Source organism: Microbacterium jepli, from assembly GCF_047237905.1.
Lineage (GTDB): Bacteria > Actinomycetota > Actinomycetes > Actinomycetales > Microbacteriaceae > Microbacterium.
The window spans coordinates 581,402-601,205 of record NZ_JBDFLW010000005.1 but is presented as its reverse complement, the minus strand read 5'-3'; the positions used below and the strand labels follow the sequence as shown (position 1 = coordinate 601,205).

The 19,804-nt window shown below is 71.4% G+C and carries 21 protein-coding genes; 7 read left to right on the top strand and 14 right to left on the bottom strand.

Annotated features, from left to right (window positions below; genetic code table 11):
• Positions 1-77 precede the first annotated feature (77 nt).
• Positions 78-1,793 (bottom strand): long-chain-fatty-acid--CoA ligase, encoded by a 1,716-nt coding sequence (locus ABC304_RS07050; protein WP_412929790.1) that lies wholly within the window; start codon positions 1,791-1,793, stop codon positions 78-80.
• A 160-nt stretch (positions 1,794-1,953) separates the two neighbouring features.
• Entirely contained in the window at positions 1,954-2,415 is a 462-nt protein-coding gene (locus ABC304_RS07045) for a VOC family protein (protein ID WP_412929789.1), read from the bottom strand.
• Between the two features lie 99 nt (positions 2,416-2,514).
• Here ABC304_RS07045 and ABC304_RS07040 point away from each other — a divergent pair, with 99 nt between their 5' ends.
• A complete protein-coding gene (locus ABC304_RS07040; protein ID WP_412929788.1) occupies positions 2,515-3,495 on the top strand; it encodes a helix-turn-helix transcriptional regulator in 981 nt (326 codons plus the stop codon).
• Positions 3,496-3,543: 48 nt separating this feature from the next.
• Here ABC304_RS07040 and ABC304_RS07035 read toward each other — a convergent pair whose 3' ends face one another.
• Together ABC304_RS07035 and ABC304_RS07030 are read right to left on the bottom strand one after the other, a co-directional pair.
• A complete protein-coding gene (locus tag ABC304_RS07035; protein WP_164734658.1) occupies positions 3,544-3,717 on the bottom strand; it encodes a hypothetical protein in 174 nt (57 codons plus the stop codon).
• A 79-nt stretch (positions 3,718-3,796) separates the two neighbouring features.
• Entirely contained in the window at positions 3,797-4,177 is a 381-nt protein-coding gene (locus ABC304_RS07030; protein ID WP_412929787.1) for a VOC family protein, read from the bottom strand.
• Between the two features lie 190 nt (positions 4,178-4,367).
• Between ABC304_RS07030 and ABC304_RS07025 the strand changes: the two genes are divergently transcribed.
• The gene (locus ABC304_RS07025; RefSeq protein ID WP_412929786.1) at positions 4,368-5,255 is read left to right on the top strand and encodes an aldo/keto reductase; all 888 of its coding nucleotides are present in this window, start codon (positions 4,368-4,370) and stop codon (positions 5,253-5,255) included.
• A gap of 190 nt (positions 5,256-5,445) precedes the next feature.
• Here ABC304_RS07025 and ABC304_RS07020 read toward each other — a convergent pair whose 3' ends face one another.
• Together ABC304_RS07020 and ABC304_RS07015 are read right to left on the bottom strand one after the other, a co-directional pair.
• Positions 5,446-6,066: a DUF1684 domain-containing protein gene (locus tag ABC304_RS07020; RefSeq protein ID WP_412929784.1), complete on the bottom strand. Its 621-nt coding sequence runs from the start codon at positions 6,064-6,066 to the stop codon at positions 5,446-5,448.
• Between the two features lie 126 nt (positions 6,067-6,192).
• Positions 6,193-8,040 (bottom strand): DUF2207 domain-containing protein, encoded by a 1,848-nt coding sequence (locus ABC304_RS07015; RefSeq protein WP_412929783.1) that lies wholly within the window; start codon positions 8,038-8,040, stop codon positions 6,193-6,195.
• A gap of 41 nt (positions 8,041-8,081) precedes the next feature.
• Between ABC304_RS07015 and ABC304_RS07010 the strand changes: the two genes are divergently transcribed.
• Both ABC304_RS07010 and ABC304_RS07005 read left to right on the top strand, forming a co-directional pair.
• Positions 8,082-8,519, top strand: a complete 438-nt coding sequence (locus ABC304_RS07010; RefSeq protein ID WP_412929781.1) for a MarR family winged helix-turn-helix transcriptional regulator — start codon at positions 8,082-8,084, stop codon at positions 8,517-8,519.
• Positions 8,520-9,049: 530 nt separating this feature from the next.
• Complete coding sequence (locus tag ABC304_RS07005) at positions 9,050-10,024, top strand: hypothetical protein (RefSeq protein WP_412929779.1); 975 nt, start codon at positions 9,050-9,052, stop codon at positions 10,022-10,024.
• A 296-nt stretch (positions 10,025-10,320) separates the two neighbouring features.
• Here the strand turns inward: ABC304_RS07005 and ABC304_RS07000 are convergent, their stop codons facing one another.
• Complete coding sequence (locus ABC304_RS07000; RefSeq protein WP_412929777.1) at positions 10,321-11,937, bottom strand: L-serine ammonia-lyase, iron-sulfur-dependent, subunit alpha; 1,617 nt, start codon at positions 11,935-11,937, stop codon at positions 10,321-10,323.
• A gap of 61 nt (positions 11,938-11,998) precedes the next feature.
• Here ABC304_RS07000 and ABC304_RS06995 point away from each other — a divergent pair, with 61 nt between their 5' ends.
• Entirely contained in the window at positions 11,999-13,876 is a 1,878-nt protein-coding gene (locus ABC304_RS06995) for an amylosucrase (protein WP_412929776.1), read from the top strand.
• 93 nt (positions 13,877-13,969) lie between these two features.
• Here ABC304_RS06995 and ABC304_RS06990 read toward each other — a convergent pair whose 3' ends face one another.
• From ABC304_RS06990 to ABC304_RS06965, 6 genes are all read right to left on the bottom strand, one after another.
• Entirely contained in the window at positions 13,970-14,431 is a 462-nt protein-coding gene (locus ABC304_RS06990) for a BLUF domain-containing protein (protein WP_412929775.1), read from the bottom strand.
• On the bottom strand, positions 14,428-14,688 hold the full coding sequence (locus ABC304_RS06985) for a hypothetical protein (RefSeq protein WP_412929774.1): 261 nt from the start codon (positions 14,686-14,688) through the stop codon (positions 14,428-14,430). The genes ABC304_RS06990 and ABC304_RS06985 overlap by 4 nt, the downstream gene beginning before the upstream one ends.
• Positions 14,685-15,641: a DNA-formamidopyrimidine glycosylase family protein gene (locus ABC304_RS06980; RefSeq protein WP_412929773.1), complete on the bottom strand. Its 957-nt coding sequence runs from the start codon at positions 15,639-15,641 to the stop codon at positions 14,685-14,687. The genes ABC304_RS06985 and ABC304_RS06980 overlap by 4 nt, the downstream gene beginning before the upstream one ends.
• An 84-nt stretch (positions 15,642-15,725) precedes the next feature.
• Complete coding sequence (locus ABC304_RS06975; protein ID WP_412929772.1) at positions 15,726-16,043, bottom strand: hypothetical protein; 318 nt, start codon at positions 16,041-16,043, stop codon at positions 15,726-15,728.
• Entirely contained in the window at positions 16,040-16,630 is a 591-nt protein-coding gene (locus ABC304_RS06970) for an Asp23/Gls24 family envelope stress response protein (protein ID WP_412929771.1), read from the bottom strand. The genes ABC304_RS06975 and ABC304_RS06970 overlap by 4 nt, the downstream gene beginning before the upstream one ends.
• A complete protein-coding gene (locus ABC304_RS06965; protein WP_412929770.1) occupies positions 16,627-17,196 on the bottom strand; it encodes an RNA polymerase sigma factor in 570 nt (189 codons plus the stop codon). Before ABC304_RS06965 ends, ABC304_RS06970 begins: the two co-directional genes overlap by 4 nt.
• A 266-nt stretch (positions 17,197-17,462) precedes the next feature.
• Between ABC304_RS06965 and ABC304_RS06960 the strand changes: the two genes are divergently transcribed.
• Together ABC304_RS06960 and ABC304_RS06955 are read left to right on the top strand one after the other, a co-directional pair.
• Positions 17,463-17,726: a DUF6458 family protein gene (locus tag ABC304_RS06960; protein ID WP_412929769.1), complete on the top strand. Its 264-nt coding sequence runs from the start codon at positions 17,463-17,465 to the stop codon at positions 17,724-17,726.
• A gap of 5 nt (positions 17,727-17,731) precedes the next feature.
• Positions 17,732-19,318: a serine/threonine-protein kinase gene (locus ABC304_RS06955; protein WP_412929768.1), complete on the top strand. Its 1,587-nt coding sequence runs from the start codon at positions 17,732-17,734 to the stop codon at positions 19,316-19,318.
• 3 nt (positions 19,319-19,321) lie between these two features.
• Here the strand turns inward: ABC304_RS06955 and ABC304_RS06950 are convergent, their stop codons facing one another.
• Positions 19,322-19,612, bottom strand: coding sequence for a hypothetical protein (locus tag ABC304_RS06950; protein WP_412929766.1), 291 nt, complete (start codon positions 19,610-19,612; stop codon positions 19,322-19,324).
• Between the last annotated feature and the right edge of the window lie 192 nt (positions 19,613-19,804).

Here is a 19,804-nt window from a genome sequence, read left to right as displayed (position 1 = left end):
CCTCTCGTCGAGCACGAGACGGTCTGCGGTGCGCACCGGGTCCTGTGGCGCGTACACCGCACGATGCAGCATCCGTCTCAATCGGCCAGCAGCTGCTCCCGCACCAGGCGGCGCTGGATCTTGCCGATCTGCGACCGCGGCAGGTCGCCGAGCTGCACGATGCGCTTGGGGACCTTGTAGGCCGTGATGTGCGAGCGGCAGAAGTCGCGCAGGGCGCCCGCGTCGAACACGGCGCCGTCGGTCAGCACGACCGCGGCGACGACGTCCTCCCCGCCCGAGTCGCGCGGGAGTCCGATGACCGCCGCCTCCGCGACGTCCGGGTGCAGCAGGAGAGCCTGCTCGACCTCGCTCGGGCTGACATTGAATCCGCCCGTGATGATGAGCTCCTTGACCCGGTCGACGACCGTGACGAAGCCGTCGTCGGAGACCGTGACGATGTCGCCGGTGCGCAGCCATCCGTCGGCCAGCATTACCGCCGCCGTCTCGTCGGGGCGCCGCCAGTAGCCGCCGAACACCTGCGGTCCGCGGATGAGCAGCTCGCCCGGCTCCCCGAGTGCGCGGTCGGACGACGGATCGTCGGGGTCGACGACGCGGATGTCGGTGCTCGGGAACGGCACGCCGACCGTGCCGGGCCGCCGCGTCGGGCCGATGGGGTTGCCGAGCGCGACCGGCGAGGTCTCGGTCATGCCGTAGCCCTCGACCAGTAGTCCGCCCGTGGCCTCCTCCCACCGGGTGACCGTGGGCACCGGCAGGCTCATGGCGCCCGAGATGGCGAAGCGGATGCTCGTGAGATCGACGCCCTTGCGCGACGTCGCGCGGGCGAGGGCGTCGTAGATCGGCGGCACGCCGGGCAGGAACGTCGGCGGGGAGGACTTCGCGGCGGCCACGACGAGGTCGACGTCGAACTTCGGGAACAGCACGATGCGCGCACCGATGGAGATCGCGAAGGTCAGGCAGAGCGTCAGGCCGTACGCGTGGAACATCGGCAGGACCGCGTAGAAGGTCTCCTCGCCCTCGCGCAGTCCCGGCACCCAGGCGCGTCCCTGCGCCGCGTTCGAGCGGAGGTTGCGGTGGGTGAGGATCGCGGCCTTCGGCGTGCCCGTGGTGCCGCTGGTCAGCTGGAGCAGGGCGGTGTCGTCGAGGGACGGGACCGGATGCCGGCGCGAGAGCCGGCGCGTCTTGATGAGCTGCGACCACGTCAGCACGCCCTTCGCCGTCGGGTCGGCGGTCATCGCGTCGCGAGAGGCACGCGCGGCGGGCAGCGGGAGGCGCAGCGCGACGCGCTTGCCCCAGGGAAGGGCGTCCGTCATCCGCACCGACACGATGGCCGACGGCGCGATGTCGCTCGGGAACTCCGCCACGGTGTCGGCGACCTTGTCCCAGACGATCGCCACGACGGCCTCGTGCACCTCGAACTGGTGACGGAGCTCGCGCGCCGTGTAGAGCGGGTTGTGCTCGACGACGATGGCGCCGAGGCGCAGGGCGGCGTAGAAGGCGACGACGTGCTGCGGACAGTTCGGCAGCACCAGGGCGACCCTGTCCCCCGCCTCGACGCCCAGCTTGCGCAGGGCGTTCGCCGCACGGGAGACCTGCTCCCCCAGTTCGGCGTACGTCGTCTCGGCGCCGAAGAACTCGCACGCGACCTGACTGCTGTAGCGCTGCACCGACGCGTCGAGCAGATCCACCAGCGTCTCGGTGACGGGGTCGATCTCCTCGGGCACGCCGTCGGCATAGGCGCTCAGCCACGGGCGGCCGCGCAGCGGCGACTCGTCGGGGGTGGGGTTCGCGTCCATGACGCCTCCTTCGGGGGTGTCCCGCCAGCGTACGGCGAGACGTCGACCCGAGCCTGGGCGTGCGCCCCGGAGCCGGGGCAGGCATCCGCGCGCGGCCCGGCACTGTCGGGAGGCCCAGGGCGCGCGAGGCCCGGGCGCCTGCGCGCCCGGGCCCGTGCGCTCAGGCCGCGGCCTGCACGTCGACGACCCAGGTGACGCCGAAGCGGTCGGTGAGCATGCCGAAACCCGCGCTCCAGGTGGAGGCGGCCAGCGGCTCGATGATGCGGGCCCCGTCGGACAGACGGTCCCACAGCACCGCGACCTCATCGAGCGTCGATCCCTGCAGCGACTGGAAGAACGTGCGGTCCGTGAGGGTCGCCCCGTTCTCGCGACGCGTGCTGCCGGCGGTGGCCGCAGCATCCGCGTCGTCGATTCCGGGGATGTCGTATGCCATCAGACGGAACCCGCCATCGGCCTGCAGGCGCGAGAAGACGACCTTGTCCGCCCCGGGCGCCTCGGCGGGCATCCCCATCTGGGCGTAGGTCATGAGCTGGAGGTCGCCGCCGAAGACGGAGCGGTAGAACTCCATCGCCGGGCGTGCCGTGCCGCGGAAGTTGAGGTGCGTGGTGGTGATGATGCTCACGGGGTGTCCTTCGATCGAGAGGTGCGGCTGATTGCCGTACCTGCACTCTCTCGTCCGATGCGGACAGGTTGAGTCCTCTTCATCCGGGAGACTGTGGTCATGCCCACCACGTCCTCCCGCATGCTCGCGCTGCTGTCGCTCCTGCAGACACGTCGGGACTGGCCGGGGCCGGTGCTCGCGGAGCGATTGGACGTGACGCCGCGGACGGTCCGCCGTGATGTCGACCGCCTGCGCGAGCTGGGCTACACGATCGCATCGAGCAAGGGACCCGACGGCGGCTATCGGCTGTCCGCCGGCTCGGAACTGCCGCCGCTGCTGTTCGACGACGCGCAGGCCGTCGCCATCGCGGTCGCCCTGCAGTCGGTGTCGTCCTCGGGCGTGGACCTGGACGACGCGGCGGCGCGCGCGCTCCTCACGGTGCGTCAGGTGATGCCGTCGCGCCTGCGTCACCGCATCGACGGCATCCGCTTCTCCGACGCGGCCGCACGGGAGCAGGTCGATCCGGCGGTGCTCGAGTCCGTGAGCGCGGCCGTGCACGACCGGCGGACGCTGCGCTTCGACTACAGCGACGAGAGCGACGGACCGCCACGCCGTGCCGAGCCCCACGGGGTCGTCGCTCGGGCGGGGCGCTGGTATCTCGTGGCGTGGGACCTCGACCGCGAGGACTGGCGCACCTTCCGCCTCGACCGGCTGCGGCCCAAGGCGGGGGGCGTGCCGTTCGCCCCGCGGCCGATCCCCTCGGGCGATGCCGCCGCCTTCGTCGAGGCGCGATTCAAGGGATCCACGGATGCTGCGGTCTGGCCGGTCTACGGAGAGTTCTCCCTGCCGTTGCCTCCCGCGGCCGTCGCCCCGTGGGTCGACGACGGCGACCTCGAGGAGCTGCCGGACGGCGGCTGCCGCGTGCGCATCGGCTCATGGTCGTACGCCGGACTGCTGTCCTGGGTGCTGCGCTTCGACGTCGACTTCGCGATCATCGCGCCGCCCGAGTTGCAGACAGCCGCGGGCGTGGTCGTCGCGCGGCTGGCTGCGGCTCGGACAGCGCCGACGCCGGTGCGCCCGGCGCCCGGCGCCGTGGCCTGACCGAGAGCGTCGGGCCTGACGGACAGTGTCAGGCCTGACTGGGAGGTGTCAGTCCTTGCCCTCACCCAGGTCGGCGTCGGTGTACTGGCCGGGGTGGACGTTGTCCTTGTGCGTGTCGCGGCCCGACGCCGTCTCGGTGTCGGTGTACTCGCCCTCGCTCGTGGTCTCGCGCACCGTCTCGTCATGGGCCGACGTGTCGTGGGACTTGTCGTGGTGTGTCATGGCCGCCTCCTCGGGGTCGTGATCATGACGCTACGCCGGGGAGGGCCGCCGCGTACAGACTTGACAGCGGGATGTCGGATCAGCGTTTGATCTCCTGGATCGACCACCCGTTGCCGTCGGGGTCGGAGAAGAACGCGAAGCGCGAGCCCTGCATGCCCTCGGGGCCGAGCTGCCGCACCTCGGAGATCGACACGCCGCGCCCGGCGAGCTCTTCGCGGGCCGCGTCGATGTCGCCGACCACCAGCTGAAGACCCTTCGTCGAGCCGGGCTCGCCCAACGGCATCCCCTCGCCGATCACGACGGAGCACGCCGACCCGACCGGCGTCATCTGCACCACCCGCATCCCGGGAACATGCGAGACGTCGTGGTCGAGGTGGAACCCGACCTGATCCACGTAGAAGCGCAGCGAGACGTCGACGTCCGAGACGGGAATCGCGATCACTTCGAGCGAGTAGTCCATTCCGGCCTCCGATCGGGCCGCGCGGTCGCGACCCGCCCCGAGCCTACGGTCGGTCGAGCGCGACCGACCGTGCAGGATCGGCGTCGGTCGAGCGCGTGACATCGGCCCGCCTCCCGTGGAAGGGGCTGGCCGGCACGGCCCGACGGGTCGAGCATGGATCCCGTCGCATCCGCGACGGAGAGAGGTTCCCATGATCGACCTGACCCTGAACAACGGCGTCACCCTTCCCACGATCGGACTCGGCGTGTTCCAGAGCCCGCCCGACGAGACGGCCGCCGCGGTCGACACCGCGCTGCGCGTCGGCTATCGCCACATCGACACGGCCGCGGCCTACAACAACGAGCGCGAGGTGGGTGAGGGCCTCCGCCGGTCGGGCGTCGACCGCGCCGACGTGTTCGTCGAGACCAAGGTGTGGGTGTCCGACTACGGCCGTGAGGAGACGCTGCACGCCTTCGAGAAGGCCGTCGGCAAGCTCGGCGTCGAGACGCTCGACCTGCTGATCCTGCATCAGCCCGCACCGAGCCGCTTCGCCCGTACGGTGGCCGCCTACCATGCACTGGAGGAGCTGCTGGCCGACGGCCGGGTGCGGGCGATCGGCGTGAGCAACTTCATGCCCCACCACCTGGAACGGCTGATGGCCGAGGTCGAGGTCGTCCCGGCCGTCAACCAGGTCGAGCTCCACCCCTACTTCGCGCAGCCCGACGTGCAGTCCGAGGACGCGCGGCGCGGCATCCTGACTCAGGCGTGGTCGCCGATCGGCGGCATCACGTTCTACCCCGGACCCTGGGGCGACGAGCGCCGCAACGTGATGCAGGACGAGACGATCGGCGACATCGCCCGTGCGCACGGCAGGAGTCCGGCCCAGGTCATGCTGCGGTGGGGCATCCAGCAGGGCCGTTCCGTCATCCCCAAGTCCACGAACCCCGAGCGCATCCGCGAGAACTTCGACGTCTTCGACTTCGAGCTCGGCGAGGACGACATGGCCCGCATCACCGCGCTCGACACCGGTGTGCGCAGCGGACCCGACCCCGACGTCGCCCGCGACGAGCTGTTCGACCGGGTCATCCCGGAGCCCTGATAAAGGACTGCCAGGTTCGGACGACAGAAAGGTCTTCCCTTCCGTTACCTCGTCGTTATACAGTTCAGGAGCGGAAGTTGTTTGCTGTGGCAGCTCCCGTCATGTGATTGCAGGACTCTCTTGGTGCAAAGGGACATGGGCCGGTCGGATGCCTCTCCGACCGGCCCTCACTGCGTCCGGGCCCGGTGATTCAGCTGTAGAGCTCGCCCACGGGCACGTCGACGCGCAGCACGTTGCCCGGCTGCGCGAGCGGGCACGCCCAGGCCGGGTCGTAGGCGCACGACGGGTTGTAGGCGAAGTTGAAGTCGACGACGATGCGGGATGCCGCGGCATCCGCCCCCAGATCGGCACCCTTGATCGTGTCGATCAGGTAGCGCCCGCCGCCGTACGTGCCGCCCGGGGCTCCGGCGAGCGCGTCGCGCACCGGGACGAACAGCCCGCCGCCGTACGTGGTCAGCCGCCACACGTCCAGGGTGCCCACGCCGGGGATCTCGACGACGCCGAGCCGTTCGAACGGCACCACGCCGTCGGTGCCGGTGGCGAATTCGAAGCGCGCCGGCTCCGCCTCGACGATGGGCAGCTCGAAGCGCCAGTCGGCGTCGTACGGTGCCACCTCGGCGCCCGTGAACCACTGCTTCGCCTCGGGCAGCAGGGGCGATGCAGGATGCCGCGCCAGCAGGTCATCGCGTTCGATCCGCCACAGCTCGTGCCCCTCCTCGGGCGTCTCCGCGCGGCGGACCGCGTCGTAGAGGGCGAAGACACGACGGCGCCAGTCGGCGGTCTCGAGGGCGGTGCGGGCGTCAGCGGGCATGCGTCCAGGCTAGGCGCGACGCGGGCCGCGGAGCGCGGGTGTGCTGGAGGCTAGAGCACAGGGTTCAGGGGGTGCGCGCAGGCGCGGCGAGGCCGCTGCGTCGGCGAGTGCCGTGAACCGCGGAGCTCAGACTCCACCGCCGCCTCCCCCGCCTCCGCCGCCACCGGCCGAGCCGCCGCCGCCCGACCCGCCGGAGGACGAGGAGGACGACGCCACGGACGAGAGCGACGTGATGCCGGAGGAGAACGCGGCCGCGTTAAGGGCGCCGCTGCCGTAATACCAGGTGGGCGTGTGGTCGCCGTAGAGCACGATGAGCCGCTCCGCCCACTCCTTCTCCTGGCCGAACACGACCGCGTACGGCAGAAGGGCCTCGTAGAGGCGCAGCATCTCGCGCGGATCGCCCGGGTCGATGCGCACGCGCTCCGCGCCCGTCGGCGACTGCAGCATCCGGATGCGGTCGGCCTCGGCCCACTCGATGAACACCTTGAGCCCCGCCAGATGATCGCGGACCTCGGCGCCGGCGGCGGTCAGCGGCTTGCGCGCGAGGACGCCTCCGACGAGGAAGAAGGCGACGAAGGTCGCGACCATGAGCAGCACCGGCACCAGGGCGAAGACGCCCGCGTTGATCGCGGCGAAGCCGAGGAGGAAGACCCCGATTCCCGCGCCGGTGGAGAGCAGGATCGGCCAGGCGCGCAGTCGCGCGGGGACCTTCTTGCGCAGGCCACGGATCGTCAGCTCGCTGTCCGCGGCCTTGAGGATCTTCTGCGCCGCCGTCGAGAACCGCGTGTCGGTGCTGCCGAACTCGAACTGCGCACCGGGCGTCAGGTCGCGGAAGAGGCCGTCGAGCAGCATTCGCCCGTCCCTGTCTGCTCGCGAGGGATCGACGAGCTCGGCGATGAGGCGCTGCCCGCCGAAGAACCTCTTGCGACCCTCGATGATGCGGATGCTGCCGACCACCGCCTGCTCGAGGACCTCCGCCGGAATCGCCTTCGCCTGCTTGCCCAGGAGCACCGCGCTCTCGAGGGCGTCGATGCCGGGCGGGGGCGTGTACTCGGCGATGATGACCGGTCGGCCGGGATCGTCGCGCAGGCGCCGCCCGGCCACGACGAACGCTCCGACGATGGCGGCGAGCACGCCGAGTCCGGCGACGCCCTGCGCCCACCCCCACGGGGAGGCGAGGTACGAGGAGTCGAACTGCGCGAAGGTGCCGGTCGCGAACGCCACCGCGATCGTCACGGTCTGGTAGGGCGCGACGTCCTGCGAGAAGGCGTCGAACACCACGCCGCCGCCGTCGGGCGCCTGGTCGATCGGGCAGGTCGCGGTCGCGCCCTGGGCCCCGACGTAGCAGGAGGCGGCGCCGGTCAGCGATCCGGCGAGCGCGGCGGGCACGTGCAGCCGCGCGGACACCGCGCCGAACGGCTGGGCCCACTGGACGCCGTTGACGTCCCAGTAGAACTCCGTCGCGTCGGTGTCGGCGAAGGTGCCCGTGACGTTGCGCAGCTCGTACGTGAACACGTAGGTCTGCGATCCGCGGACGTAGTCGTCGGCCCGCGAGGTCATCGAGTACGAGCCGTCCTCGGAGTCGGTCTCCGATGCTCGCGGCTGACCGTCGCCGTCGGTGATGGATATCAGCTTCGGGAAGAGCGGCTGGCCCTGGTAGCTGTCGGGGATGATGCGCCGCATCCCGCGGTTCTGGTCGATGTCGGGGAAGAGCGCGACGAAGGTCTCGACGACGCGGAGGGTGCTCGTGCCGTCGTCGGCTCTGCCGATCGTGTAGTCGGCGTCCATGCTCTCGAAGGAGAAGTCGTCGACTCCGGCGGTGACGATCCCGGGGACGGATGCCGCGGCATCCGCTCGATGGTCGCTGCTCGTGTCTGCGGCGGCGAGCGCTGATGTCGGGGCCGCCAGCAGGAGCGGCAGGATGACCGCCAGCATGGCCAGGATGAGGCGGGAGGGGCGTCGCGTCCGGGACATGGCGCAAGCCTAGAGGCGCCCCGCGCTCTATCCTGGGGGGCATGACCGATCGACGCCTCGCTGTGGATGCGTGGGAGAGCCTGTTCCGTGCGCAGCACGAGGTGTTCTCCGAGATCTCCAGTGATTTCGAGGGCGACGGGTTGCTGCAGGGCGAGTACGACGTGCTGCTGACGGTCACCCGATCGGCCGACATGACCGCCCGCCTGCGCGATGTCACAGCGAACATGCTGATCAGTCAGCCGAGCGTCTCCCGCCTCGTCGACCGCATGGCGGCCCGCGGGCTCGTCACCAAATGCCCCGACCCCGAAGACGGCCGCGGAGCGCTGGTGCGCGCGACCGAGGAGGGCACGAAGATTTTCCGGCGCCTCGCGACCGCGCACGGCCGGTCGATCGCCGACCGGATGTCGGCCCTGACCGACGAGGAGCTCGTGCAGCTGCGCGACCTCACCGCGAAGCTGCGCACCCCGCGCGAGGACTGAGCCGGCTCGCCTCTTTGCCGTTTTTTCGGTTCATGTGTCGCGTGCTGCGGGTATCGCCGCAGCGTTTCCGCGCATCGCGTCAGGTGAGCGCCGCGTCGACGGTCGGCTGCCTCGCGTGCTGCGGGGTGGGTACCTCACCTGACGCTTCTTGCGGGATGCGCGAGGGCGTAACCGCAGTTCGCGCCAGGTAAGGGCGCGTCGGCGGTCGACTGCGAAGCGGGGCGGGCTGGATGGATGCCTCACCTGACGCTTCTCGCGGGATCGAGCCCGGCGTGGCCGCAGTATCGGCCAAGTGACCGAGGAGCAGCAGCTCTCCCCAGGACGGTGCCGCATGCCGCTGTCCACGAGATGGCTGTACCCGACGCCGATGCGGGTGTGTCGAAGGGAACGATGAGCGGATGCCGCGCTCTCGCCGTCCGCTTCCCTCCTCGTTGCCCGATGCATTCTCGGTGGCGCAGGCTCGGCGGGCCGGAGTATCAGCTGGGCGCGTCCGCGCGAAAGATCTGGATGCCCCCTTCCGCGGCGTTCGCGTGCGCGCCGCGGACCAGGGGCGGAGCGAACCGGCCCGGCGCGAGCACCACCGGCATGACGTCCGCCGGCTCGAGCACATGGGCATCCTGCAGCAAGAACGCGGACGCGCGCCGAACGACCTACGAGATCGCGAGCAGACGCCCACCCCGCACCCTCGAGAACGGGCGGCGGCCGAGCACGTCGCACTGGCTGAGGCCTATGCGACCGCGATGCCTCCCGACACGGTCTTCTCCCACCAGACGGCCGCCCTCATCCTTGGACTTCCCGTGCCCGTACCGACGCTTCTCGACGTCAGCGCGATCGCGCCTCGTCGGGCTTCTCGCGCAACCGGCGTCCGGGGCCGCCAGCTCGACCCCGCCCTCATCGGAACCCGCTCGGTGTCGGGGCTGATCGTCTGCGACCCCGCCACCACCTGGGCGCAGCTCGGAGGGCTGGTCGGAGCATCCCTCTCTCTGGACGACCTTGTGATCGTGGGCGACGCGATCATCCGCGTCCCGAGACTGCGGAGCGGGCATGCGGGCGAACCACAACATGCGCTCGCCCGGATCGAGAACCTCCGCGCGGCGGCGACGGTCGGTCGGCGAGCCGGAGCCGCCGCGTTGCGCGCAGCGCTTGAGCTCATCCGGCTCGGGAGCTCGTCGCCCGGCGAGACCCGGGCGCGCCTCGCGGTCGTCCGCGCGGGGCTGCCCGAGCCCGAGCTCGACGTGGAGATCCTCGGCGAGTCGGGGGAACTGATCGGGATCGCCGACCTCGCGTACCGGCTGAGGCGCGTGATGGTCGAGTACGAGGGCGACCAGCACCGCGTCGACATCCGTCAGTGGAACCGCGACATCGAGAAATACGCCGCCTGCGAGAGCCTGGGCTGGATCGTGGTGCGGGTCACCTCCGAGCACCTCCGGTCGGGCGCCGCGGTCGCGCGCATCCGTGCCGCGCTCACGCGCCGGGGGTGGGCGGCGGCTTCACCTGACGAGTGACGTGGGTATTCGGCGGCGGTTCCCGCGACAGGCGTCAACTGAACGGCCCAGACAGGCGTCAACTGAACAGTCGAGCCCGCGCGCGGCGGGACGGGCGAACGACTTCATCTGACGCAAAGTGCGAGCACCCAGCCGCGATTGCCGCGACAGGCGTCAAGTGAACAGCCCAACCCGCGCTCAACGGGAACAGCGAACGGCTTCACCTGACGCGAAGTGCAAGCAGCCAGCCGCGATTTGCACGACGGGCGTCAGGTGAAGCGCTCCGACCCGCCGACGCGCGAAGCAAAGTCCCCGCGTCAGCACTCGATGACGTTGACCGCGAGGCCGCCCTCGCTGGTCTCCTTGTACTTGGTCGACATGTCGATGCCCGTCTGACGCATGGTCTCGACCACCATGTCGAGCGAGACGTAGTGCGACCCGTCGCCGCGCAGGGCGAGGCGGGCGGCGGTGACGGCGGTCGAGGCGGCGATGGCGTTGCGCTCGATGCACGGGATCTGCACGAGCCCGCCGACCGGGTCGCACGTGAGGCCGAGGTGGTGCTCCATCGCGATTTCGGCGGCGTTCTCGATCTGCCGCGTCGTGCCGCCCATGACCGCGGTCAGTCCGCCGGCCGCCATCGCGCACGCGGAGCCGACCTCGGCCTGACAGCCGCCCTCGGCACCGGAGATGGAGGCGTTCGCCTTGAAGAGCGACCCGAGCGCGGTCGCCGTGAGGAGGAAGCGACGGATGCCGCGGCGACGGTTCGCCTCGGCGATCTGCTCCTCGTCCCGCTCGTCGCGTCCGTCCCGCTCGTCGCGTCCGACCTGGTCACCGCGTCCGGCTGCTTCGACCTGCGCGGTGCCCGAGTAGCCGAGCAGCGCGCTGCCGACGAGCTCTCCGTGCGGGGTGACGGCATTGCCCGCGCCCAGACCGGAATCCGCCAGGAACCGCCACCAGTACATCGCCACGGCGGGGACGATCCCGGCGGCACCGTTCGTGGGCGCCGTCACGACGCGACCGCCGGCGGCGTTCTCCTCGTTGACGGCGAGCGCGAAGGCGCCCAGCCACTCCCCCGGCAGCTCGCGGTGGCCGCCCGACTCGGCGGCCTCGAGCTGTTCGCGGATGACGGATGCGCGGCGGCGCACCTGCAGCATCCCAGGCAGCACCCCACCCGTCTCGAGGCCCGCCTCGACGCTGCCGGCCATGGCGTCCCAGACGGCGTCGAGTCCGGCGGCGATCTCCTCGTCGGAGCGCAGCGCCTCCTCGTTCATCCGCGCGGCCTCGGCGATCGTGATGCCGCGCTCGTCGCAGAGGGCGATGAGCTCCTCCGCGCTGGAGAAGTCGAGCGGATAGGCGTGCGCCTGCACGCGCGGCGACTCGCCGTCGCGGCGGATGAATCCGCCGCCCACCGAGTAGTACGTCTCTCGCAGCAGCAGGCCCTCGTCGCTCACGGGCGCGGTGAGGGCCGGCGCCGTACCGGTCGCCCGCACGTCGCCCGCCTCCGACCGCGGCGGTCCCTGGTGCGGCTCGGACCATGCCTCGATCGTCATGGCGTTGGGGTGCGCAGGAAGACGCACCCGGGCGGCGAACGTCACGTCCGACTTCGCGAACGGCACACGGTGCGTGCCGTCGACGAGCAGCTCGCCGCCGCGCGGCCAGGTCATCCATGCCGCCCGCACCTCGTCGGGATCGACCGTCTCGGGCTGGAGTCCGCGGAGGCCCGCGACGACGGCGTCGGGCGTGCCGTGGCCGATGCCCGTCGCACCCAGCGACCCGTACAGCGTGCAGGTGATGCGCCCGACCCGATCGAGGAGTCCGGACTCCCGCAAGCGCATGGCGAAGTCGACTGCGGCCCGCATGGGACCGACCGTGTGGGAGCTCGAGGGTCCTACTCCGATGGAGAACAGCTCGAACGCCGAGACGTAGGCGCTCACACCTCCAGGCTAGTCGCCGCGGGGTCCTCGGGCGGGTGGGCGTCCCCTCTAGGCTGGCGGGATGACCGCGCTGAGCGACGCCGCCACCGACCTGCAGCTGATCCGCACGGCCACCGTCACCGACGCGTCATTCGACGCCCGGCTCGACGCGCAGTTCCCCCGGCTGCACGGCATCTTCCAGGAGCTCTACGGCGATCGAGCGGATGCTGCGGAGCAGCTCGCAGCGGTCGTGCAGGAGGCCGCGGCATCCTGGCGCAGCCGGTCGCTCGAGTTGAAGGCGCGCGATGCGCAGCGCGCGGCAGACCCGGACTGGTTCCAGTCGGAGGGCATGCTCGGGGGCGTCTGCTACGTCGACCGCTTCGCGGGGAACCTCGACGGCGTGCGTGCGCAGATCCCCTACTTCCAGGAGCTGGGCCTGACCTACCTGCACCTCATGCCGCTCTTCGACGCCCCGGAGGGCGACAACGACGGCGGCTACGCGGTGTCGAGCTACCGGCGCGTGAGCCCGGCGCTCGGGTCGATGGAGGAGCTGGCGGCGCTGGCCGCCGACCTCCGCCTCGCGGGCATCTCGCTCGTGCTCGACTTCATCTTCAACCACACGAGCAGCGAGCACGAGTGGGCCCGGAAGGCGGTCGCGGGCGATCCCGACTTCGCGGACTTCTACCTGATCTTCCCCGACCGCACGATGCCCGACGCCTACGAGCAGACGGTGCGCGAGATCTTCCCCGACGACCACCCCGGCTCCTTCGTGCAGCTGGACGACGGCCGCTGGATCTGGGCGACGTTCTACCACTTCCAGTGGGACCTGAACTATGCGAACCCCGCCGTCTTCCGGGCGATGGCGGGCGAGATGATCTTCCTCGCGAATCAGGGTGTCGAGATCCTCCGCATGGACGCGGTCGCGTTCATCTGGAAGCGCCTGGGCACGACGTGCGAGTCGCTGCCGGAGGCGCACCTGCTGCTGCAGGCCTTCAACGCGGTGCTCGATCTCGCGGCGCCGTCGATGCTGTTCAAGTCGGAGGCGATCGTGCATCCCGACGAGGTGGTCAGCTACATCTCCCGCGACGAGTGCGAGCTGTCGTACAACCCGCTGCAGATGGCGCTGACGTGGGAGGCGCTCGCCACCCGCGATCGGCGCCTGCTGCAGCAGGCGCTCGAGCGCCGGCACGCGCTGCCGGCCGGCACGGCATGGGTGAACTACGTGCGCAGTCATGACGACATCGGATGGACCTTCGCCGACGAGGATGCCGCGGAGCTCGGCATCGAGGGATATCCGCACCGTCGCTTCCTCAACGACTTCTACGTGAACCGCGTCGAGGGCAGCTTCTCGCGCGGCGCGACCTTCCAGGAGAACCCGAAGACCGGGGACGCCCGGGTCGCGGGCACCACCGCCTCACTGGCCGGAGTGGAGGCGGGCGACGCCGGCGGCGAAGACCGCGTCGTGCTGGCGCACGCCATCGCCATGAGCACCGGCGGCATCCCACTGCTGTACCTCGGAGACGAGGTCGGTCAGCTCAACGACTACGGATACCTCGACGACCCGCATCACGCCCACGACTCGCGGTGGGTGCACCGCGGCGAGCGCCCCGCGGAGGCCTACGCCGCTCGCCACGACGAGTCGACGCCGGCGGGGCGCGTCCACTCCCGCCTCACCCGGCTGATCGCGACGCGCAAGGCGACGCCGGCCCTCGGCGGCAACCGGCTCATCGGCTTCGACGCCGGCCACCCGACCGTGCTGGGCTACCAGCGGCCCGGGGTGGGATCGCTCGTGCTCGTGCTGGCGAACGTCGGAGACGACGCGGCCGACATCGACGCGCTCACCCTCTCGGGTTTCGACAGCGCGGCGACCGACCTCCTCACGGCCGAGCCGGTCGACTTCGCGGCCGGTCTGACCCTTCCCGCGCACGGGTTCGCGTGGCTGCAGGTCATGCCGCGCTGAGCCGTCGCTACGGAGCCGGCGGCGTCACGCGCCGCCCGCGGGTCGGCATCGAGCGGTCGCGACGGAGTCGGCCACCCTCCCGGCGAGCCGGGATCAGCCGGTCGGGGCCTGAGACCCGCCGGCCCGCGCGCGGAACCAGATGCTGAGTTCGCGCACCGCGCGCAGGGTCGCCCGCTCGTCGGTGTCGCCCTCGAGGTCGTCGAACGTGTCGCGGAAACCGGCGGGCGCCGGCTCCCCGCTCGCGGCGATGGGCTCGTAGCCCATCGTCCAGTCCGAGAACCAGCGAGCGGGTACGCGCTCCTCCAGCAGGATCCGCATGTCGGCGTGACGCGAATCCCGGCCGATGCGCGCGACGAGGTCGCGCACCGCCTGCCTCGGCCCCTCGAGGATCTGGATGAACCGACCTGAGCGGTACAGCAGCATGCCGGTGAGCCCGAGGCGCTCGTTCGACTCCCGGCTCTGCGCGAGGAGCGCGGCGAGGTCGGCGTCGTCGAAATCCGCCGTCGCCGCGCTCGAATACGTCACCGACAGCAGCTGCCCGTCGTCGGCGCTCACGAGGTCACTGCCCCTTCGCCGGACACGTCGGTATCGGGATGCCGCTCCGAGAGCGCCCGGATCGCCGATGCCAGGTCGGGGAAGCGTCCGACGACGCGCGCCGTCATGTCCGAGGCGAGGTACCGGCCGTCGTCACGGCGGTCGATGTAGCCCAGGAAGTCGCCGTCCCGGCTGCCGACGTGAAAGCCGGGCTCGACCTGCGCCCAGACGACGCCGTCGAGCGCGCCGCGGAGCGCGGCATCCATCGTGTCCATCATCGTTCTCTCCGTGTGGGCGCGGGGGCCCGGGTGTCAGGGTCTGGCGTGTGGGGTGGGAGGTCGCCGACGCCGGGTGTCGCGGCAGGGCCGATACCGGGCTGCACTGCGGGGCCGTTCGCGATCGGCGCGGCGGCACCGGGTGGCGCGGCCGTGCTCGCCCGCGTCGGCTGGCAGGAGGGGCACCACCACGTGCGGCGGTGGTCGGGGTCGTTCGGCTGCTCCGCGCGCACGAGGATCGTGGTGCGGCACCGCAGGCACGGGCGATGCGCGCGCCCGGTGACCCAGTGCGACTCGCCCTTCTGCGAGCGACCGGTGGTCACCTGGTACATGCCGGGAACGGTTGCGGAGATCCGCAGCGAGCGTGCAGCAAGCGCGACGAGCGGCTCCAGCTCGACGTCGCCGACAGGCTGAAACGGGGACACACCCCGCAGGAAGGCGAGCTCGTTCACCCACAGGTTGCCGAGGCCCGCCATGTTGCGCTGATCGAGCAGCGCCGACACGAGCGGACGCGCCGGCTCCCGCCGCAGACGCCGCACGGCCTCGGGCGCGTCCCAGTCGTCGCGCAGCGGATCGGGGCCGAGGTGTCCGACGACCTGATCCTCGTGCGACGTCGGCACCGTCTCCACGACGGGGAGGTCGAGACCCCACATCGTGCGTCCGTCGTCGAGCCGCATCCGCACCCTCACCCTCTCGTGCATCGCCCGCGACAGCGTCTTGCCCGTACCGGTGATCGACCAGCTGCCCTGCATCCGCAGGTGCGTGTGGAGGGTGATCCCATCATCGAAGCGCATGAGCAGGTTCTTGCCGAACGTCACCATCTCGAGGATGGTCCGACCCGAAAGCGGGGTTCCGGCCGACGGACCGGAGCGCAGTTCGCCGTCGACGACCCGGTGGCCGTCGCCCACCGCCCGCAGCCGCGCGGCCAGCAGATAGACACTGTCTCCCTCCGGCACCCGTTCACTGTACGCACGACGTGCGACATTCTTCCGGCCTGGCGCCCGCGGCCCGGATGACGTAAGGCATCCCCGCCACCGACGTCAGCTGATGCGCGTGACGCGCACCGTCACGTGCACCGGCGCGTCGGCGTCGAATCGCGCGGCGATCGCCTCGGCGGCCGCTTTCGCCGTCTCCGGCGCCGGGCGGGACCGGTCCACACCCACGTGCGCCAGCGCCTCCACGCCGTCAGCCTCCTCCTGCACGTACACCTTCGACAGCGCGTCGAGGTCGCGCGCGAGCACCGCCGCCACCGTCTCGGGCGGTTCGGCCAGCGCCGCCGGCGCCGGGTAGACGTCGGTCAGTCCGCGGACCTCCCGCGCAGCATCCGTCAGCTCGGACTCTTCAGGAACACCGTTCACGATCCCTCCCCCGTTCTTGTCGATCGATGCACATCGACGACCGAGATGTCGATGTCGTCGACGCGCAGCTCGGTGTGCTCCGCGAGGGCCTCGGCGACCGCGTCACGCACGGCGGTGATCACGTCGGCGGCGGGCACCTGCCAGTCGAGACTCATGGTCAGCACGACGCGCAGCGGCGCGCCCGGCGTCTCGACGTCGCCGTCGAGGCTGCAGCCGGCGATCACCACTCCCGGGATGGATCCGCCGACGGAGCGCACGAGCGCTCGCACAGCGCCTTCGGCGATCACGACCGTGAGACGCGGATCGGGGTGCGCCACGGGCAGGTCCCGGCCCGCTCTCACCTCGAGCACGATGCTGTCGAGGATGCCCCGGATCCATGATTCGTCCGGAGCGCCCAGCCGCCGGCCGTCCTCCTCGAGCAGCTCGCGAGACCAGGCCGACAGGTCTTCCAGACCGCTCAGCGCGTTCAGGCACTCCGGGCAGTTCTCGATGGCCGGATCGTACGGTTCTCGGTCGCCGGCGAGGTAGTTGCTCAGCTCGTCGATCGTCTTCCCGCATGCCAGCATGCGAGGGTCAGAGGCCGTCATCGCCACTCCTCCATTCGCGTGTAGATCGTCGCCCGGGCGCCGGCGAGGCGCGCCCGGACGTCGGTGTTCGTCAGGCCGAGCAGCTCCGCGATTTCATCGATCTCGAGCCCGCCCATCTCCCTGAGCAGCCAGCAGTGCCTCTCGTCGTCGGGAAGCGCGTCGAGCGCGCCCGACAGTGCCCGGGTGCGCACGTGACGGGTGTCGGGCTCGGTCGTCTCTTCAGGAGCGGATGCCGCGGCATCCTCGCACTCGGCGTCCACCTCCGCGACCTCGACAACGCGACCCTCGCGTAGGCGTGCGAGAGCCAGACGGATGGCGATGCGCAGCAGCCACCCGCGCAGGTCGGCGTCGGCAGGCCTGCTCGGCAGCTCGCGCCAGGCTGTGAAGAACGCCTCCTGCGTCAGCTCGTCGCCGTCGGCCGTCGACCCGGCCAGTCGCCCGAGGAGGGCACGCACCACCGGCCCATGACGGCGGATCAGCGCGGCGAACGCCTCCGTGTCGCCGTCGACCGCACGCTGCACGAGCACCTCGTCGGATACATCCGCGAGCGCCCCCTCTTCTGTCATCGTTTCACTCACCGGGATCAGTCCCGCCCTTTCGTCTCGGAGATAAGAGGGCGCGACGGGCAGTTTCGTCACGAATTCATCCCGAGCGCGACGACGCGGGCGATTCCGGCGGATTGGGGCACAAGACAATACACCGCGGTCCCGTCGGCCGCCATGCCCGGGGCCGCAGCCGCCCGCCTGCCTACGCTCGACGTACGGGGCGGTCTCGCGCGCCCCCGCGTGGGCCCGTATCGGGCCGCCGCTCTCGTACGGCTGAAGGAGTACCCATGGGCATCGGAAGCGGCATCGCGCTCATCGTGATCGGCGCCATCCTGGCGTTCGCGGTGAACGTCGACCTGGGCGGCTACGTCGACATCCACCTCATCGGCTACATCCTGATGGCGGCCGGCGCCGTGGTGTTCCTGCTCAGCCTCATCTTCGTGCTGAGACGCCGATCGACGGTGTCGACGTCGCACACGGCGGTCGACCCCGCGAACGGGCAGAGCGTCACCACTCGACGCACCACCGACAACGGCGACCCGCTCGTCTGAGCCGTATGTCCGACCTGCTGGCCGCGCCACTCCCGCACACGGGAGAACTCCTCGCCGGACGCTACCGTCTGGTCGAGCGGATCGGCGCGGGCGGCATGGGGCGCGTCTATCGCGCCCGCGACGAGCTGCTCGGCCGCGACGTCGCCGTCAAGCTGTTCTTCCAGGGAGAAGGCGGCGAAGCGGATGCTGCGCGCCGGGCATCCGAGGCGAGGGTGCTGGCCTCACTCAACCACCCGTGCCTGGTCACGCTCTTCGACGCGCAGGTGACAGCCGCTGACCAGGCCTACCTGGTCATGGAGCTCATCGACGGACCCACGCTTCGCCACGCCATCGAGGCCGGTCCGATCGATCCGTCCGATGTGGCGCGCCTGCTGCAGGATCTCGCGGGCGGTCTGGCGGCGGTGCACCGCGCCGGCGTCGTGCACCGCGACGTGAAGCCCTCGAACGTGCTCCTGCGCTCGGAGCCCGGCGGCCGCCCGCCGTACCGGGCGGTGCTGGCCGACTTCGGGGTCGCCCATCTGGTCGACGCGGCCCGCCTGACCACGCCCGGCACCGTCATCGGCACAGCCGCCTACCTCGCCCCCGAACAGGTGCACGGCGGGGAGCCGACGACGGCGTCCGATGTCTACGCGCTGGGACTGCTCACCCTCGAGGCGCTCAGCCGCCTCCACCCCTTCGGCACCGTCTCCGCCCCGGCGACCCTGCTCGCGCGTTTGGATCGCGACCCCGAGATGCCCGCCGATCTCGGCGAGCGCTGGAGGAGTCTCCTCACGGAGATGACCGCTCGCGACCCCGCCCAGCGGCCGACTGCCGGCGAGGTCGAGGAGCGGGCGGCGCAGCTCGGTCCGCTCGGCGACCGCCGCGGATCGGTGCGGCGCGAGGCGCGCGAGACGGCGGCTCCGACCCGCGTGCTGGCGGCTGCCGCCGACGAGGCGACGGTCGCCCTCCCCTCCCCCGTCGCGCCGACCGTCGCCGCGCACGGCGCCGTCGCCTCACCCGCGGCAGGCAGCGAGCTCGACGAACTGCTCACCGGAGGCGCATCGGAAACGGACGTCGAGCCGGAGACCAGCGCGACCTCGCGGCAGCGTGCCGGCCTGATCGCCCTCGTCGGCGGTGTCATCGTCGCCCTCCTGCTGATCCTCTGGATGGTGATGGCCACGCTCGCGCCGGGCAGTGCCACGACCCCGACGCCCGACACCGTCGTGAGCACGGACACGTCCGACTCCGGGCCCGTCACCGATGACGGTGCCCCGACCGAGGAGACCGCCGTCGACCAGCCGGTGACCGACGAGTCGGGTGCGGAGCAGTCGACCCCGGTCGAGTCGACCCCCGTCGAGTCGACGCCGGTCGAGTCGACGCCCGTCCAGTCGACGCCGGTCGGGTCGACACCGGTCGAACCGGTCGGCGGCGGAACCGTCGAATCCCCGGCACCCGTGGTGGATCAGCCGGCACCCGAGACGTCTGCTCCGGCCCCCGCCCCCGAACCGTCAGCCTCCGCGGACAATGCCGACAAGGGCCCGGGCAACGGCAACGGGAACGGGAACGGGAACGGCAACGGTGGCGGCAAGGGCAAAGGCCCGACCCGCCCGTAACGCTCACATCGGCGGGAAGGTGCTTCCCGGCATCCGGTCGCGGACACCGCCGACGAGCACGGCACCGACCGCGTCCACGGCGGCGGCGAGCGTTGCGTACGTCGTCGAGTCCGACCTGCCGGCGAGGGACAGCGCGTAGCCGCCCTCGACGGTCGCGTCGACACGGCCGAGCGGCCGGCGGGAGCCCCCCGGGCCCGGCGCGGGGTCGCAGAGCTCCCACGTGCCGCCGCCCTCCCAGAGCAGGACGGGCCAGCGCGCATGCGGCGATCGCTGGGATGTCCGCTGCGTGCTCATGATGGTGCCTCCGATCGTCCGCCGCACGTGGCGACGGCGAACGCCCACGATGGGCGACGATCGGCCGATCCGCCGCAGGGGTTGACACCTGCGCGGCAGGACGAACGGGGCGGATCCCACGTCGTGCGAATGTGGCGCCGAGACGATCGAGTCGTGAGACTGGGCGGATGACTCTCGCCGCTGCCTGCTGCG

Coding starts and splice junctions, on each gene's coding strand:
- ABC304_RS07050 (WP_412929790.1), bottom strand. CDS start 1,793: ATGGACGCGAACCCCACCCCCGACGAGTCGCCGCTGCGCGGCCGCCCG.
- ABC304_RS07040 (WP_412929788.1), top strand. CDS start 2,515: ATGCCCACCACGTCCTCCCGCATGCTCGCGCTGCTGTCGCTCCTGCAG.
- ABC304_RS07035 (WP_164734658.1), bottom strand. CDS start 3,717: ATGACACACCACGACAAGTCCCACGACACGTCGGCCCATGACGAGACG.
- ABC304_RS07030 (WP_412929787.1), bottom strand. CDS start 4,177: ATGGACTACTCGCTCGAAGTGATCGCGATTCCCGTCTCGGACGTCGAC.
- ABC304_RS07025 (WP_412929786.1), top strand. CDS start 4,368: ATGATCGACCTGACCCTGAACAACGGCGTCACCCTTCCCACGATCGGA.
- ABC304_RS07020 (WP_412929784.1), bottom strand. CDS start 6,066: ATGCCCGCTGACGCCCGCACCGCCCTCGAGACCGCCGACTGGCGCCGT.
- ABC304_RS07015 (WP_412929783.1), bottom strand. CDS start 8,040: ATGTCCCGGACGCGACGCCCCTCCCGCCTCATCCTGGCCATGCTGGCG.
- ABC304_RS07010 (WP_412929781.1), top strand. CDS start 8,082: ATGACCGATCGACGCCTCGCTGTGGATGCGTGGGAGAGCCTGTTCCGT.
- ABC304_RS06995 (WP_412929776.1), top strand. CDS start 11,999: ATGACCGCGCTGAGCGACGCCGCCACCGACCTGCAGCTGATCCGCACG.
- ABC304_RS06985 (WP_412929774.1), bottom strand. CDS start 14,688: ATGATGGACACGATGGATGCCGCGCTCCGCGGCGCGCTCGACGGCGTC.
- ABC304_RS06970 (WP_412929771.1), bottom strand. CDS start 16,630: ATGACGGCCTCTGACCCTCGCATGCTGGCATGCGGGAAGACGATCGAC.
- ABC304_RS06965 (WP_412929770.1), bottom strand. CDS start 17,196: ATGACAGAAGAGGGGGCGCTCGCGGATGTATCCGACGAGGTGCTCGTG.
- ABC304_RS06960 (WP_412929769.1), top strand. CDS start 17,463: ATGGGCATCGGAAGCGGCATCGCGCTCATCGTGATCGGCGCCATCCTG.
- ABC304_RS06955 (WP_412929768.1), top strand. CDS start 17,732: ATGTCCGACCTGCTGGCCGCGCCACTCCCGCACACGGGAGAACTCCTC.
- ABC304_RS06950 (WP_412929766.1), bottom strand. CDS start 19,612: ATGAGCACGCAGCGGACATCCCAGCGATCGCCGCATGCGCGCTGGCCC.